The following is a 12,925-nucleotide window of genomic DNA, read 5'->3' as shown; positions in this document are numbered from 1 at the left end:
CGGCGCACTCGATGTCGATGGCCGCCGTCCCCCACCGCCCGGCGGCGCGTGAAGGCCCCCTTCCCTCGGCTGAGCCGAGGGAAGGGGGCCTTCACGCGCTTAAGCGAGCCCAGCGGCACGCATTTAGAGGACTAAATGCGTGAGGGGATCAGAGAGGCGTGACGTAGGCGCCCGAGATGCCGCCGTCCACCAGGAACTGCGAAGCGGTGATGAACGAGGCGTCGTCGCTCGCCAGGAACGCGACCGCGCCCGCGATCTCCTCCGGCTCCGCGAACCGCCCGACCGGCACGTGCACCAGCCGCCGCGCGGCCCGCTCGGGGTCCTTCGCGAACAGCTCCTTCAGCAGCGGCGTGTTCACCGGCCCCGGGCACAGCGCGTTCACCCGGATGTTCTCCCGCGCGAACTGCACGCCCAGTTCCCGGCTCATCGCCAGCACCCCGCCCTTGGACGCGGTGTACGAGATCTGCGACGTCGCCGCCCCCATCACCGCGACGAACGACGCCGTGTTGATGATCGAGCCCTTCCCCTGCCGCTGCATATGCGGCAGGACCGCCTTGCAGCACAGGTACACCGACGTCAGGTTGACCTTCTGCACCTTCTCCCACGCGTCGATGCCCGTGGTGAGGATCGAGTCGTCCTCGGGCGGGGAGATGCCGGCGTTGTTGAACGCGACGTCGACCGAGCCGAAAGTGTCCACAGTGGTCTGGAACAGGGCCTCGACCTGGTCGGCGTCGGTCACGTCGGCCTGCACGAACAGGCCGCCGACCTCGTCGGCCGCGGCCTTGCCCGCCTCGGCGGAGATGTCGCCGATGACGACCTTCGCGCCTTCGCTCGCCAGCCGCCGCGCGGTGGCGAGGCCGATTCCGCTGCTACCGCCGGTGATGACCGCGACGCGGCCTTCGAAACGCTGAACCATTATTCCTCCGTGCTGATGAAAACGTTTTTGGTCTCGGTGAAGGCGTCGACGGCGTCCGGGCCGAGCTCGCGGCCCAATCCGGACTGCTTGAACCCGCCGAACGGCGTCCAGTACCGGACGGACGAATGCGAGTTGACCGACAGGTTCCCGGCTTCGACACCGCGCGCGACGCGGAAGGCGCGGCCGACGTCGCGGGTCCAGATCGAGCCGGACAGCCCGTACTCGGTCCGGTTGGCCATGGTCACCGCGTCCGCCTCCCCGTCGAACGGGACCACCGCGACGACCGGGCCGAAGATCTCCTCCGAGGCCAGCGGATGCCGCAGGTCCGGCGGGGTGACGACGGTCGGCGCGAACCAGTATCCGGGGCCGGCGGGCGCGCTGCCCCGGAAGGCGACCGGCGCGGAATCGTCCACATAGGACGACACCTTCGCGTGATGCCCCGCCGAGATCAGCGGGCCCATCTCGGTCACCTCCAGCCGCGGATCCCCGACGACGACCCCGTTCACCGCGGGTTCCAGCAGCTCCATGAACTTCTCGTACACGCTCGACTGCACCAGGATCAGCGACCGCGCGCAGCAGTCCTGCCCGGCGTTGTCGAAAACGCCGTACGGAGCGGTGGCTGCGGCCTTCTCCAGGTCGGCGTCGGCGAACACGATGTTCGCGTTCTTGCCGCCGAGCTCCAGGGTCACCCGCTTCACCTGCGCGGCGCAGCCCGCCATGATCTGCTTGCCGACCTCGGTGGAGCCGGTGAACACCACCTTCCGCACCGCCGGGTGGTCCACGAAACGCTGCCCCACCACCGATCCCTTGCCGGGAAGCACCTGGAAGACGTCTTCGGGGATCCCGGCCTCGCGGGCGAGTTCGCCGAGGCGGATCGCGGTGAGCGGGGTGAGTTCGGCGGGTTTGAGCACGACGGTGTTCCCGGCGGCGAGCGCGGGCGCGAACCCCCAGCCCGCGATGGGCATCGGGAAGTTCCACGGCACGATCACCCCGACCACGCCCAGTGGCTCGTGAAACGTCATGTTCACGCCACCGGGCACCGGGATCTGCTTGCCGCTCAGCCGTTCGGGCGAAGCCGAGTAGTACGTCAGCACGTCACGGACGTTGCCCGCCTCCCAGCGCGCGTTGCCGATCGTGTGACCGGCGTTGGCGACCTCCAGCGCGGCGAGGTTCTCGATGTCGGCGTCGACGGCGTCGGCGAACCGGCGCAGCAGCCGCGCCCGGTCGCCGGGGGCCACCGCGCGCCAGGCGGGGAACGCCGCGTGGGCGCGGGCGATCGCCGCGTCGGTCTCCTCGGCCGAGGTCGGTTCGACCGACCGCACCACCTCTTCGGTGGCGGGGTTGATCACCTCGAACGTGGTCATTCGCGCTCCTTCGCAGCTTTCACCAGCGCTTCGAAAAGCCTGATGTCGTCGGGATTCTGTTCGGGATGCCATTGGACGCCGAGCACGAACCCGTCGCCGGGCAGTTCGGCCGCCTCGATGGTCCCGTCGGCGGCCCAGCCGACCGGGACCAGCCCGTCGCCGAGCTTGTCGATCGCCTGATGGTGGTAACACGGCACCTTGGTCTCGGCGCCGAGGATCGCCGCGACGCGGCTGCCCTCGGCAAGCGTCACCGTAGTGGTGCCGAAGGTCGCGGGCGCGGGCTGGTGATCCTTGGTGTCCACCGTTTCCGGCAGATGCTGGACCAGCGTGCCACCCAGCGCGACGCTGAGCACCTGCAGTCCTCGGCACACGCCGAGCACCGGTTTCCCACCGTCCAAAGCGGACCGCAGCAGACCGAACTCGAACGCGTCCCGGTTCGGCCTCGTGTACGTCGTCGCGTGCGGCTCCCGGCCGTAACGCGCCGGGTCGACGTCCGCGCCGCCTACCAGTACGAGACCGTCCACGGCGGAGATCAGCCGATCGTGTGCCTCGCTCACCGGCGGCAGCAGGACCGGGATCCCGCCCGCCGCGACGATCCCGTCGACGTAGACCCGGTGGAGCAGCGCCGCTTCGGTCTCCCACACCAGGAACTTCGCGGGTTCCAAATAGGACGTGAGCCCGATCAAGGGCGCGCTTTTCAGAGACTCAGAGGCGTTCGAAGCCACGGATCCTCTCCCAGTCGGTGACGGCGGCGTCGTACGCGGTGAGCTCGACCTTCGCCGCGTTCAGGTAATGGTCGACGACCTCGTTCCCGAACGCGGACCTCGCGAGTTCGCTCCCGTCCAGCAGCGCCGCGGCCTCCCTCAGGGTCGTCGGCACGGTCGGCTTGGCGGAACCGTAGGCGTTGCCGTGGAACTCCGGCTCCAGCTCCAGTTCGTTCTCGATACCGTGCAGCCCGGCCGCGATCAGCGCGGCCACCGCGAGGTACGGATTCACGTCGCCGCCGGGGACGCGGTTCTCGGTGCGCAGCGAGTCCCCGTGCCCGACGACGCGGAGTGCGCACGTGCGGTTGTCCGTGCCCCACGCGACGGCCGTCGGCGCGAAGCTCCCTGGCACGAACCGCTTGTAGGAGTTGATGTTCGGCGCGAAGAAGTAGGTCAGCTCGCGCAGTCCGGCCAGCTGACCGGCGAGGAAGTGCTCCATCAGCGGCGAGAACCCGCCTGGGCCGTCGCCCGCCAGGACGGGTTCGCCCGCGACCGAGCGCAGGCTGATGTGGATATGACAGGAGTTGCCCTCGCGTTCGTTGTACTTCGCCATGAACGTGAGGCTCTTGCCCTCCTGCGCGGCGATCTCCTTGGAGCCGGTCTTGTATACGCTGTGGTTGTCGCAGGTGGTCAGCGCGTCGGCGTAGCGGAACGCGATCTCGTGCTGGCCGGGATTGCACTCGCCCTTGGCCGACTCGACGTACAGTCCCGCCCCGCCCATGTCGTTGCGGATGCGGCGAAGCAGCGGCTCGATCCGGGCGGTGCCGAGCATCGAGTAGTCGACGTTGTACTGGTTGGCCGGGCGAAGGTCCTGATAGCGCTTGTCCCAGGCCGATTCGAAGGTGTCGTCGAAGACGATGAACTCCAGTTCGGTGCCGACGTAGGCGGCGAGACCCCGCTCGGCGAGCCTGTCGAGCTGGCCGCGCAGGATCTGGCGAGGCGAGGGGGCGACCGCGCCGCCCTGCACCCGTTCGAGGTCGGCGAGGACCAGCGCGGTGCCCTCCTGCCACGGGAGCAGGCGCAGCGTGTCGAAGTCCGGGCGCATGACGAAGTCGCCGTAGCCGGTCTCCCAGGACGACATCGCGTAGCCGTCGACGGTGTTCATGTCCACGTCGACGGCGAGGAGGTAGTTGCACGCTTCGGTGGCGTGCTCGACGACCTCGTTGAGGAAGTACTCGGCGGCGCAGCGTTTGCCCTGCAGCCTGCCCTGCATGTCGGTGATCGCCACCAGCACCGTGTCGACGATGCCGTCCTCGACCAGTTCCCGGAGCCGATCCAGCGTGAGCATGCCGCGCCTGTTCGCCATCAGCCTCACCTAAAGGTTCGAAGCGGTACCTTTGCGGCTTCTTCCTACCGGGTCGACCGGACACGGTCAACTCGGCCAATGGTCTAGTTCGTTATCCATTGCTGACCGTAGTTGATCCCTGGGCGGATTGTCTGCGATGCCCGGCTGAGAAGATGCTGTGAATCCCGCCGCACCGGGAGGAGATCCGCGCATCCGGGACGTTGTACGGATCAAGAGAGGTGAGAAGGAATGACACAGGCATTCACGCAGCAGACCACGTTCACCGAGCCCCAGGGGCGGGCTCAGCTCCCGACGCTGCCCAGCGGGTGGCCGATCGGCTCCTACGAGTCGTACTCCGAAGCGCAGCGTGCCGTCGACCACCTCGCGGGAACGGATTTCCCGATCACGGACGTGACCATCGTCGGGGTCGAGCCGATCCTCGTCGAGCGGATCGCCGGGCGGATGGGCTGGAGCAAGGTGCTGACCAGCTCGGCGCTGTCCGGCGCGATGTTCGGTGTGTTCCTCGGGCTCGTGCTGAGCCTGCTGAACCCGGGCGCCGGGCTGGTGCCGATCATCGTCGGCCTGGTCGGCGGTATCGGGTTCAACCTGCTGTTCGGCGCGCTGGGGTACGCGTCGTCCAAGAACAAGCGAGGGTTCATCTCGCAGAGCCAGCTGGTCGCCCGGCGCTACGACGTCCTGGCCCAGCCGCGCAACGCCGAGAAGGGCCGTGCCCTGCTGGCCGACCTGGCCGCCAGGAGCGCGTTCAACCACTGAGCCTCATCCCACGTGAGCCGGCACCTCTTCGCGAGGTGCCGGCTCGCGGCTTTCACGGGGTCAGCCGGTGCAGGTCGCGCGGGAAGAGTGTCGCCTGGCGGACGTTGGGCAACCCGAGCAACCGGGCCGTCCAGCGCTCGAGCCCGAGCGCGAAACCGCCGTGCGGCGGCATCCCGTGCGCGAAGACGGCCAGGTAGTCCCGGTACGGCTCGGTGGACTCACCACGCGCCGCCAGCGCGGCGACGTAGTCCGCGTGCCGGTGCAGCCGCTGCCCGCCGGTCACCAGTTCCAGCCCGCGGAAGAGCAGGTCGAAACTGTTGGAGTACTCGGGCCGCGCCGGGTCCGGATGCGTGTAGAACGGCCGCTTCGCCATCGGATACCCGGTGACGAACAGGAACTCCGATCCGTGTTCGCGCAGCGCCCACTCCGAGAGCAGGCGCTCGTGCGCGGGCGCGAGGTCGGGCTCACCACGCGGGTCTTCGCCCGACCGCCGCGCGATCAGTTCCTGGGCCTCCGCGAAAGGGATCTCCGGGATCTCCTCCGGCACTTCGACCCCCGCCTCCGCGACAGCGGCGGCCATCCCCTCGATCGTCTCCCGCAGCACCGCCATGACGTCGCGATGGTCGCCGACGAAACCGAGCTCTGCGTCGAGACTCGTGTACTGCGCGAGATGCCGCGCCGTGTCGTGCGGTTCGGCGCGGAAGACCGGGCCGACCTCGTAAACCCGCTCGAAGACCCCGACCAGCGCCTGTTTGTAGAACTGCGGGGACTGCGCCAGAAAGGCCCGCTGACCGAAATAGTCGATGCCGAAGACGTTCGCACCGGACTCGGTGGCCGACGAGACGATCTTGGGCGTATGGATTTCGGTGAACCCGAGCCCGTCCAACGCCGACCGGAACCCGGCGACGCTCGCCGCCGCGATCGCGAAGGCCTCTTTCAGCCGCGGATGCCGCAGTGCGACGGCGGCGTTGTCCAGCACCGTGGGCAACGCGGCGCCCACCGACGGACGGTAGAGGTCGAACGGCGGCGGCTCGGCGGGCTCAGATAGCAGGCGGACGGACGGCTCGGTCAGTTCCAGACCGCCCGGCGCCTGAGGGTTCGCGGTGACGAGACCTTCGACTTCGACGACGGTCTCCTCCGGTGGGCCACCGGGTTCGACGAGAACCACCTGAGTGAGTCCGGAGCGGTCCCGGATCACCAGGAAGGTGACGGTTTTCAGGCGGCGCCGGCGGTGCACCCAGCCGGCGATACGGACGCGGCCACCGACGTGCCGGGGCAAGTCGGCGGCGAGGACACGCGAGATCATCACAACTCCTGAACGGACGTGTGCGACCCCTTGGGAGTGCGGGCGAGAAGGGAACTCGCGGTACCACCGCACTTTCGCCGCCGCCGGAGGAACGGCGGCCTCGAAGGCCCGTGACGAGGCCGGACGGCGGGGCATGAGGCGCGGACGCCGTTCCTCCCCGCACTCGGGAGGGTCTTCACCGAAGGGCGCGAGGCCGCCTTCTCAGCTACCGGCGGCTCTCTAGGCTCGCGTGCTCCCCTGGCTACTCGTCTCCGTCAGCGCGTTGCCCAGGAGGTTACGTCCCCTCGGGGCGTCCCGCATCCGCGTTTCGTCCTCTGAATGCGGTGGTTCGTGCTCCCAACCACCGCATTCAGAGGACGAAACGCGGGAGAAACGGGTGGAGGCGGCCCCCGGCGTCCGCCTCCACCCGGGCCACCTAGCGCGTCGGCTGGGTGGAGTTCGACGGCAGCGCCGAGGAAGAAGGCGGCGCCTGGGCGGTCGTGGAAGGCGGCACCGGCGCGCCCTTCGGGATCGCCGCGCTGAACGGAACCTCGGCCTTTTCCTGGCAGTAACCCCGGGAACCGTTGTATCCGTTGAGGTTTCCGTCGTTGTCCTGGACTCCCCGTTCGAGCCGCGGCCGCGGATAGCGGTTGTCGTCGCCGACCCTCCGCTTCTCGCCCGTACTCCGCTCGCAGGCGTACCGGGTCGTGCTGAGCGGACGGCCGTTCTCGTCGTAGAGGTAGATCTCGGTCAGCGGCTTGCCCTCGGCGTCGAACGCGTAGATGTTCTCCACGTCCTGGCTGCCGTACATCAGCTGCGGGTTGCCGTAGTTGTCGTTGTAGCTCGGCGTGTAGCCGCCGTTGTAGGAACCGTTGCTGTAGGACCGCTTCGCGATCAGATCGACCGCCGCGCCCGCCCCGCCGAGCATGCTGCCGATGACGAACGCCGAGATCGGCACGGCCAGCCACAGCAGCCGCCGGTCGGTCTTCAGCTTCGGCCCCGCCCAGACCACCGCGACGGCGGCCAGCAGCATCAGCGGCAGCAACAGCACGGCTTCGGTGTCGCGGAGCACGAGCAGGAGGCCGAAGATGACCAGCACCGCCGCGCACAGCACCCACCACGCCGGTTTGAGCGTGCGGAAGTAGTTGATTCCCTTGCTGTTCCGGTTGTTCTGGAACGAGGTCGCGATCTCGCGGAGCTTGACCACCTCGGGCAGCTCCGTGATCGGCGCGACTCCCCTGCGCACCACGTAGGCGACGCTGATCGCGAGCACGGGTGCGACGAAAAGCAGGCCCAGCAACGGTTCCACTCGCACCCACACCGCGGCGGCGAAGCCGAACAACGCGAAGCCGCCGACGGAGAACACCAAGCCCCAGAACGCGAACCGCGCTCCGCCGATCCCGGTCTTCACCTTCAGCACGGTGGTCTTGTCGCCCGCCTCGGGCGGACGCGGCGGATAGCCGCCGGACGCCCGCAATTCGGCGGCGTAGCTTTCCGGGCTACCCAGACGCTCGATCAAGGCGTCGACCTTGGGGTTCTCCCCCAGCTCCGCCTCCATCTCGGCGAGATGGGGCCGGACGTCTTCGAGGATCTCCTCGACTTCGCTCTCGGGCAGGTCGGCGAGCGCGCTCCTGACCCTCGCCAGATACACCCGCACGGCGGTCGGATTCTGCGTGCTCATGCTGCCTCTCCCAACAGGCTGTTCATTGTCGTGGCGAAAGTCCGCCAGGTCTGCGCCGACTCTTCGAGGCGCTGACGACCCGGCTCGTTGAGGCTGTAGTACTTGCGGTGCGGGCCTTCCTCGCTCGGCACCACATAGGACGTCAGCAGGCCCGCCTTGTACAGCCGCCGGAGCGTCCCGTACACCGAAGCGTCGCCCACTTCCTGCAACCCCGCGATCCGGAGTCTTCGAAGTACGTCGTAGCCGTAGCCGTCCTCTCCCCGAAGCACCGCGAGAACGGCGAGGTCCAGCACGCCTTTAAGTAGCTGACTGATCTCCACAGTCGCGTCCCTCCCAGTCTTACGCAAGAGAAGGTACCACGCATTGCACAGTAGTGCGCACGGCGGAGGCTACTTGCGTCGGACGGGTGGTTCATGGGTTACTTAGTCCAGTAATGAACCACCGCACCTGACAAGGGTGCCCGAAGACTGGGGACGGAGGTGTCGTGCTCGACGAAGGAACACCCCTGTTCGTGCAGATCGCCGAACAGATCGCCGACGACATCGCCGAGGGAAGCCTGGCCGAGGGGGAACGAGTGCCGTCAACCAACGAACTCGCCGCCTTCTACCGGATCAATCCGGCGACGGCGGCCAAGGGAATCAACGTGCTCGCCGACGACGGCCTGCTCGAAAAACGGCGGGGTATCGGCATGTTCGTCGCCGCCGGCGCGCGGCAGAAGCTGCTCACCGACCGGCGGCAGCGGTTCGCCGAGCAGTACCTCGACCCGATGCTCATCGAAGCGAAGCGCCTCGGCATCGACGACGAAACCTTGATCTCGCTCATCCGCGGGAACGGACACCGGAACGGAGGACCAGCCGCATGACGCCGACCATTTCGACCACCGGCCTGACCCGGCGCTACGGCGACCACCTCGCGCTCGGCGATGTCTCGGTCGACATCGAAGAAGGCAAGATCACCGGCCTGCTGGGCCGCAACGGCGCGGGCAAGAGCACCTTCCTGCGCATCGTCACCGCGCAGGAGTTCGCCAGCACCGGCTCGGTCCGCGTGTTCGGCGAGACCCCGGTCGAGAACGAGCGGGTGCTGCGGCGCCTGGTACTCGTCCGGGAAGACCAGCAGTTCCCGGACTTCAAGGTGCGGCACGCGCTTTCGGCGGCGTCATGGTTCTACCCGAACTGGGACGCGGAACTGGCCGAAACCCTGCTCCGCGACTTCGACCTGCCGACGAAACGCCCGATCAAGAAGCTCTCACGAGGGATGCGTTCGGCGCTGTCGATCACGATCGGGCTCGCGGCCCGGGCGGAGCTCACGCTGCTCGACGAGCCGTACGCGGGCCTCGACGCCGTCGCGCGCCAACTGTTCTACGACCGGCTGCTCGACGACTATTCGGCCCACCCCCGCACCATCCTGCTCTCCACGCACCTGATCGACGAGGTCGCCGATCTGCTGGAGCACGTGGTGATGATCGACAAGGGCCGGGTCGTCCTCGACGCGCCCGCCGACGAACTGCGCGGCACGGCCGTCACGATTTCCGGCCCCGCCCTCGCGGTGGACGACTTCGTCGCCGGCCGCCGGGTGCTGCACCGCCGCAAGATCGGGTCGCGGGCTTCGGTCACCGTCGCCACCGCGCTCGACGCCGCCGCGAAGGCGCGAGCGCAGGCTCTGCACCTGAAGCTGGAGCCACTTTCCTTGCAGCAGTTGATGGTGCACACCTCCAACGGACAGACCGCAGAGGAGGCGTCCGCATGAACACCTTGGTCAACGTCGCGCGCTATCACCTGGTGGACCGGCTCCAGTACATCGTCCTCCCGGTCGGTGTCACGTTCTTCGCCTTCGGGGTGAATCTCGCGATCTTCTCGCTGATCCCCGAAACACCCGAGGAGAACTACTCCGGCGGCCTGTTCACGCTGTTCGTGTTCATGCTGGTCTGCGGGGCCTTGAGCATGACGAAATCGCTCCCGTTCGGGCTCGCGCTGGGTGTGTCGAGGCGGTCCTACTATCTGGGGACACTCCTGCTGGTCGCCGGGCTCTCGGCCCTGTACGCGGTGGGGATCGCCGTGTTCCAGGTGATCGAAGACGCGACCGGGGGCTGGGGGCTCGATCTCAATTATTTCCGCGTTCCCTGGTTGCTCGACGGTCCCTGGTACCTGACCCTGCTCACCTCGTTCGTGTTCCTGACGCTGATGTTCGTCTACGGCATGTGGTACGGCCTGATCTACCGGCGCGCTTCGGTGGTGGGTGTCGTCCTGTTCGGTGCGGCGCAGGTCCTGGTGCTGCTGGGCGCGGTGCTGCTGCTCAGCTGGACCGATGCCTGGTCGAAGCTCGGCACGTTCTTCAGCACGTTGACCGTCGGCGGGATGACCGGGGTGCTCGCGCTGCTGGTCTGCCTCGCCGGGGCGGGCGGGTTCGCCACGATGCGGCGCGTCACCGTCTGAGAGTCCTTCCACACCAAGGAGTTCCGTCATGGACGTGGCTCGTGTGGTGCTGATCGCGATCTTCGCCGTACTGGGGATGGCGAAGGTCCTGCGTCAGCCGGCGTCGGAACTCGCGTGATTGGGCACGGAACTCGCGTGATCGGAGGCGGAACTCGCGTATCACGTCTTCGAGCACGCGAGTTCCGGCTTCAATCACGCGAGTTCGGATTCGCGGACCTGGTCCCGAATGCGCCCGACCACGGCGGACCGCCGCCAGGCGCGCGTGACCTCCACCAGCCACGCCGCTTCGGTGGCGATGTCGGGCTCGTCGAGGTAGGTCGCCGGAACGTCGTCGGGGGCGTACCGGCGGCCCGCCTCGGAGGCGGCGAGCGCGGCGGCCAAGGCCGTGGCCTCGACCGTCGCGGCCACGCGGGCTTCGGGGATCTTCGCCTTGCGTGCCTCGGCTTCCGCGAGGGGCGGGAGGTCCGGATCGAAGTAGGGTCGCAGCGCGAGATGGCCGTCCCGGATCTCGATGACCCTGCGGTACAAGGCGAATTCGACACCGCCCGGCATACCGGGGCCCGGGTCCAGCGCGATTCCCGGGACGGCTTCGCGCAGTGCGGCCCATAACGGTTCGATCCGCCGGTACGTCCGGTACATGCCGATCAGCCGGAACGGGGTGGCGAGCGCGGGCCCCCACACGCTGAGCGTCGCACCCGCCCCGGCCAGCCCGACACTCAGCGCCGCCAGGATCGCCGAGAGCGTGTCCTCACCGGCGTCGACCGCGCCGGTGGTGGCGAGGATGTAGATGTCGTCGACGTCCCAGAAAGTCCAGCCCAGCGCGGAAACCCCGCCACCGACGAGCAACCACAGCCCCGTGCGAAGCGGGCCGGGATCGGCATGCCGCGCGAAGCGGGCGAAGACGATCGAGAACGTCAGCAGGCTGATCAGACCGTAGGCGAGGAAAAGAACGTTGTACGCGACGAACCAGCCGAGCCCGCCCGGCCCGGCGGCGGTGTGCTCGCCGACGCGATAGCTGCCGGAGAGGAAGAAGAGCACGATCTCGGCGGCCACGACGGTCCAGGACAGCACCGCGTGCCAGCCGATCCGCTTGCCCTCCCCCAGTTTCAGCGAATGCGCGAACGCGACCGCGAAGGCCATCGCGCCGATCTTGAGCAGGTCGGCCGCGAGGTTCAGGAGGCTGCCGACGGGTTCTTCGACGCCGACGGCGTTCTCCATGGCCGGCGTGAGCAGCATGATGCCGCCCGCGATGCACATCCCGAAGCCGCTGAGGAACCACATCCGCCGCCGCGGCTGGGTGTGCCTGGCCTGGATCAGCTTGTAGCCGAACCCCGCGAAGGCCACCACGCAACAGAAGTACGCGATGGTCTCGGTCACGGCAGGCGCCGTTTCCGGCTGCCGAAGAGGTCGTCGACCCTCGCCAATCCGCCGGCGAGATCACTTCCGCCCTCGTGGTGCCGGGCCGTGCCGCGCACCGACGTCCGCGCGACGCGTTGCGCGAGGAGGCTGGCGAGCAGTTCGGCCTCCTGCTCCTCGACGGCGCTGTAACCCGTGCGGCCGAGGACACGGCGGACGAGTTCCGGCGCGAGGTTCGGCATGAGGGCCTTGCCGGCGGCGGCGTCGAGCACGATCCCGTCGGCTCCCGCGTCCGCGCCGACGTGACCGCACAACAGATGGCCGACCTCGTGCAGCAGGATATGCCGCCGGTGCAGGGCGGTGGTGTTCGTCGGATAGAGGATGTAGTCCGCGCGCTCCGTGCTCATCAGCAGCCCGCACGGGCCGTTGGAAGGGACGCTGACCTGCATCAATTCGATGGGACGGCCGCGTTCGAGCGCCAGCTCCGCGACGAAGGACTCGGCGTCGAAGGGTTCGGGAAGGGTGACGCCGTCGGCGAGACTCCGGCAGCGGCGCCACAACTCCTTATGGCGGCGATCCACTCACGACTCCTTCTTCGGGCCGCCCCGTCCGGATTCCCTGCGGGCGATCGCGTCGATCATGTCGCTGATGGTGTCGAGTCCGTCGGGGGAAAGCGTTACGGCCCGGAGCGCGACGTCGCGGACGCCGGCGTCGCGGAGGGCGCCGAGGAGCGCGAGTTCCTCGGCGATCTTGGCGCTCTGCTCGTCGTCGAAGAAGTACGCGGGCGAGACGCCGAAGAACTGGGCGAGCGCCTCGAGGTGGCGTTTCGTCGGGTTGTCGCGGCGACCGGTGCGCAACTGCCACAGGTACGTCGTCGAAAAGCTCTCGCCGGTGGCCTCACGGCACGCCTTGGCGACCTCTTCGTGGCTGTACGGCTCGCGATCGGGTCTCAGCACGATCTGGAACAGCTTGTCGATCTTCTCGGCGAGCGTCGTCTTACCGGGCTCGGTCGCGGCCACCATCCCACTCCCTACCTCTCGTGCCCGTTCATGCTAGTTGACGCTGCGC

Annotated in this window: 14 protein-coding genes; 4 read left to right on the top strand and 10 right to left on the bottom strand. The window is 68.3% G+C overall.

All coding sequences use genetic code 11. The annotated features are described in order from the left end of the window. Positions 1–148: 148 nt before the first annotated feature. Genes ACIBTM_RS30460 through ACIBTM_RS30445 form a run of 4 tightly spaced genes read right to left on the bottom strand, consistent with a single transcriptional unit; the run spans position 149 to position 4,350 of the window. On the bottom strand, positions 149–916 hold the full coding sequence (locus ACIBTM_RS30460; RefSeq protein WP_191258314.1) for a 3-oxoacyl-ACP reductase: 768 nt from the start codon (positions 914–916) through the stop codon (positions 149–151). After that, a complete protein-coding gene (locus ACIBTM_RS30455; protein WP_395880583.1) occupies positions 916–2,280 on the bottom strand; it encodes an aldehyde dehydrogenase family protein in 1,365 nt (454 codons plus the stop codon). Before ACIBTM_RS30455 ends, ACIBTM_RS30460 begins: the two co-directional genes overlap by 1 nt. Continuing rightward, positions 2,277–3,005 carry a gamma-glutamyl-gamma-aminobutyrate hydrolase family protein gene (locus tag ACIBTM_RS30450; RefSeq protein ID WP_395880582.1) on the bottom strand — a complete coding sequence of 243 codons (729 nt, stop codon included), beginning with the start codon at positions 3,003–3,005 and terminating at the stop codon, positions 2,277–2,279. The genes ACIBTM_RS30455 and ACIBTM_RS30450 overlap by 4 nt, the downstream gene beginning before the upstream one ends. Further along, complete coding sequence (locus tag ACIBTM_RS30445; RefSeq protein ID WP_395880581.1) at positions 2,986–4,350, bottom strand: glutamine synthetase family protein; 1,365 nt, start codon at positions 4,348–4,350, stop codon at positions 2,986–2,988. The genes ACIBTM_RS30450 and ACIBTM_RS30445 overlap by 20 nt, the downstream gene beginning before the upstream one ends. A 228-nt stretch (positions 4,351–4,578) precedes the next feature. On the opposite strand from ACIBTM_RS30445, the gene ACIBTM_RS30440 reads away from it, so the two are divergent. Next, positions 4,579–5,103 (top strand): general stress protein, encoded by a 525-nt coding sequence (locus ACIBTM_RS30440; RefSeq protein WP_038509609.1) that lies wholly within the window; start codon positions 4,579–4,581, stop codon positions 5,101–5,103. Positions 5,104–5,155: 52 nt separating this feature from the next. On the opposite strand, the gene aspS is transcribed toward ACIBTM_RS30440, so the two are convergent. The 3 genes from aspS to ACIBTM_RS30425 all read right to left on the bottom strand — a co-directional run bounded on the left by aspS (position 5,156) and on the right by ACIBTM_RS30425 (position 8,389). Further along, entirely contained in the window at positions 5,156–6,409 is a 1,254-nt protein-coding gene (gene aspS / locus ACIBTM_RS30435; protein ID WP_395880580.1) for an aspartate--tRNA(Asn) ligase, read from the bottom strand. A gap of 415 nt (positions 6,410–6,824) precedes the next feature. After that, on the bottom strand, positions 6,825–8,069 hold the full coding sequence (locus tag ACIBTM_RS30430; protein ID WP_395880579.1) for a DUF1700 domain-containing protein: 1,245 nt from the start codon (positions 8,067–8,069) through the stop codon (positions 6,825–6,827). Continuing rightward, positions 8,066–8,389: a PadR family transcriptional regulator gene (locus tag ACIBTM_RS30425; protein ID WP_395880578.1), complete on the bottom strand. Its 324-nt coding sequence runs from the start codon at positions 8,387–8,389 to the stop codon at positions 8,066–8,068. Before ACIBTM_RS30425 ends, ACIBTM_RS30430 begins: the two co-directional genes overlap by 4 nt. A gap of 164 nt (positions 8,390–8,553) precedes the next feature. Between ACIBTM_RS30425 and ACIBTM_RS30420 the strand changes: the two genes are divergently transcribed. Genes ACIBTM_RS30420 through ACIBTM_RS30410 form a run of 3 tightly spaced genes read left to right on the top strand, consistent with a single transcriptional unit; the run spans position 8,554 to position 10,501 of the window. After that, a complete protein-coding gene (locus ACIBTM_RS30420; RefSeq protein WP_016336380.1) occupies positions 8,554–8,931 on the top strand; it encodes a GntR family transcriptional regulator in 378 nt (125 codons plus the stop codon). After that, entirely contained in the window at positions 8,928–9,815 is an 888-nt protein-coding gene (locus ACIBTM_RS30415; protein WP_395880577.1) for an ABC transporter ATP-binding protein, read from the top strand. The genes ACIBTM_RS30420 and ACIBTM_RS30415 overlap by 4 nt, the downstream gene beginning before the upstream one ends. Then, on the top strand, positions 9,812–10,501 hold the full coding sequence (locus ACIBTM_RS30410) for an ABC transporter permease (protein ID WP_395880576.1): 690 nt from the start codon (positions 9,812–9,814) through the stop codon (positions 10,499–10,501). The genes ACIBTM_RS30415 and ACIBTM_RS30410 overlap by 4 nt, the downstream gene beginning before the upstream one ends. A 192-nt stretch (positions 10,502–10,693) precedes the next feature. Here the strand turns inward: ACIBTM_RS30410 and ACIBTM_RS30405 are convergent, their stop codons facing one another. From ACIBTM_RS30405 to ACIBTM_RS30395, 3 genes are read right to left on the bottom strand one after another with little or no spacing between them, the layout of a single operon-like run. Continuing rightward, positions 10,694–11,878, bottom strand: a complete 1,185-nt coding sequence (locus ACIBTM_RS30405) for an MAB_1171c family putative transporter (RefSeq protein WP_395880575.1) — start codon at positions 11,876–11,878, stop codon at positions 10,694–10,696. Continuing rightward, positions 11,875–12,438 (bottom strand): hypothetical protein, encoded by a 564-nt coding sequence (locus ACIBTM_RS30400; RefSeq protein WP_395880574.1) that lies wholly within the window; start codon positions 12,436–12,438, stop codon positions 11,875–11,877. Before ACIBTM_RS30400 ends, ACIBTM_RS30405 begins: the two co-directional genes overlap by 4 nt. Beyond that, positions 12,439–12,879, bottom strand: coding sequence for a helix-turn-helix domain-containing protein (locus ACIBTM_RS30395; protein ID WP_034323476.1), 441 nt, complete (start codon positions 12,877–12,879; stop codon positions 12,439–12,441). Positions 12,880–12,925 lie beyond the last annotated feature (46 nt).

It is taken from the genome of Amycolatopsis sp. NPDC049868 (assembly GCF_044461365.1).
Classification (GTDB): domain Bacteria; phylum Actinomycetota; class Actinomycetes; order Mycobacteriales; family Pseudonocardiaceae; genus Amycolatopsis.
The sequence above is the reverse complement of the archived record's forward strand: the minus strand, read 5'-3'. Positions and strand labels throughout refer to the sequence as shown.

Bases quoted from the DNA above. Each gene is read 5' to 3' on its own strand.
- ACIBTM_RS30460 (WP_191258314.1), bottom strand. From the start codon at position 916: ATGGTTCAGCGTTTCGAAGGCCGCGTCGCGGTCATCACCGGCGGTAGC.
- ACIBTM_RS30455 (WP_395880583.1), bottom strand. From the start codon at position 2,280: ATGACCACGTTCGAGGTGATCAACCCCGCCACCGAAGAGGTGGTGCGG.
- ACIBTM_RS30445 (WP_395880581.1), bottom strand. From the start codon at position 4,350: ATGGCGAACAGGCGCGGCATGCTCACGCTGGATCGGCTCCGGGAACTG.
- ACIBTM_RS30440 (WP_038509609.1), top strand. From the start codon at position 4,579: ATGACACAGGCATTCACGCAGCAGACCACGTTCACCGAGCCCCAGGGG.
- aspS (WP_395880580.1), bottom strand. From the start codon at position 6,409: ATGATCTCGCGTGTCCTCGCCGCCGACTTGCCCCGGCACGTCGGTGGC.
- ACIBTM_RS30430 (WP_395880579.1), bottom strand. From the start codon at position 8,069: ATGAGCACGCAGAATCCGACCGCCGTGCGGGTGTATCTGGCGAGGGTC.
- ACIBTM_RS30415 (WP_395880577.1), top strand. From the start codon at position 8,928: ATGACGCCGACCATTTCGACCACCGGCCTGACCCGGCGCTACGGCGAC.
- ACIBTM_RS30410 (WP_395880576.1), top strand. From the start codon at position 9,812: ATGAACACCTTGGTCAACGTCGCGCGCTATCACCTGGTGGACCGGCTC.
- ACIBTM_RS30395 (WP_034323476.1), bottom strand. From the start codon at position 12,879: ATGGTGGCCGCGACCGAGCCCGGTAAGACGACGCTCGCCGAGAAGATC.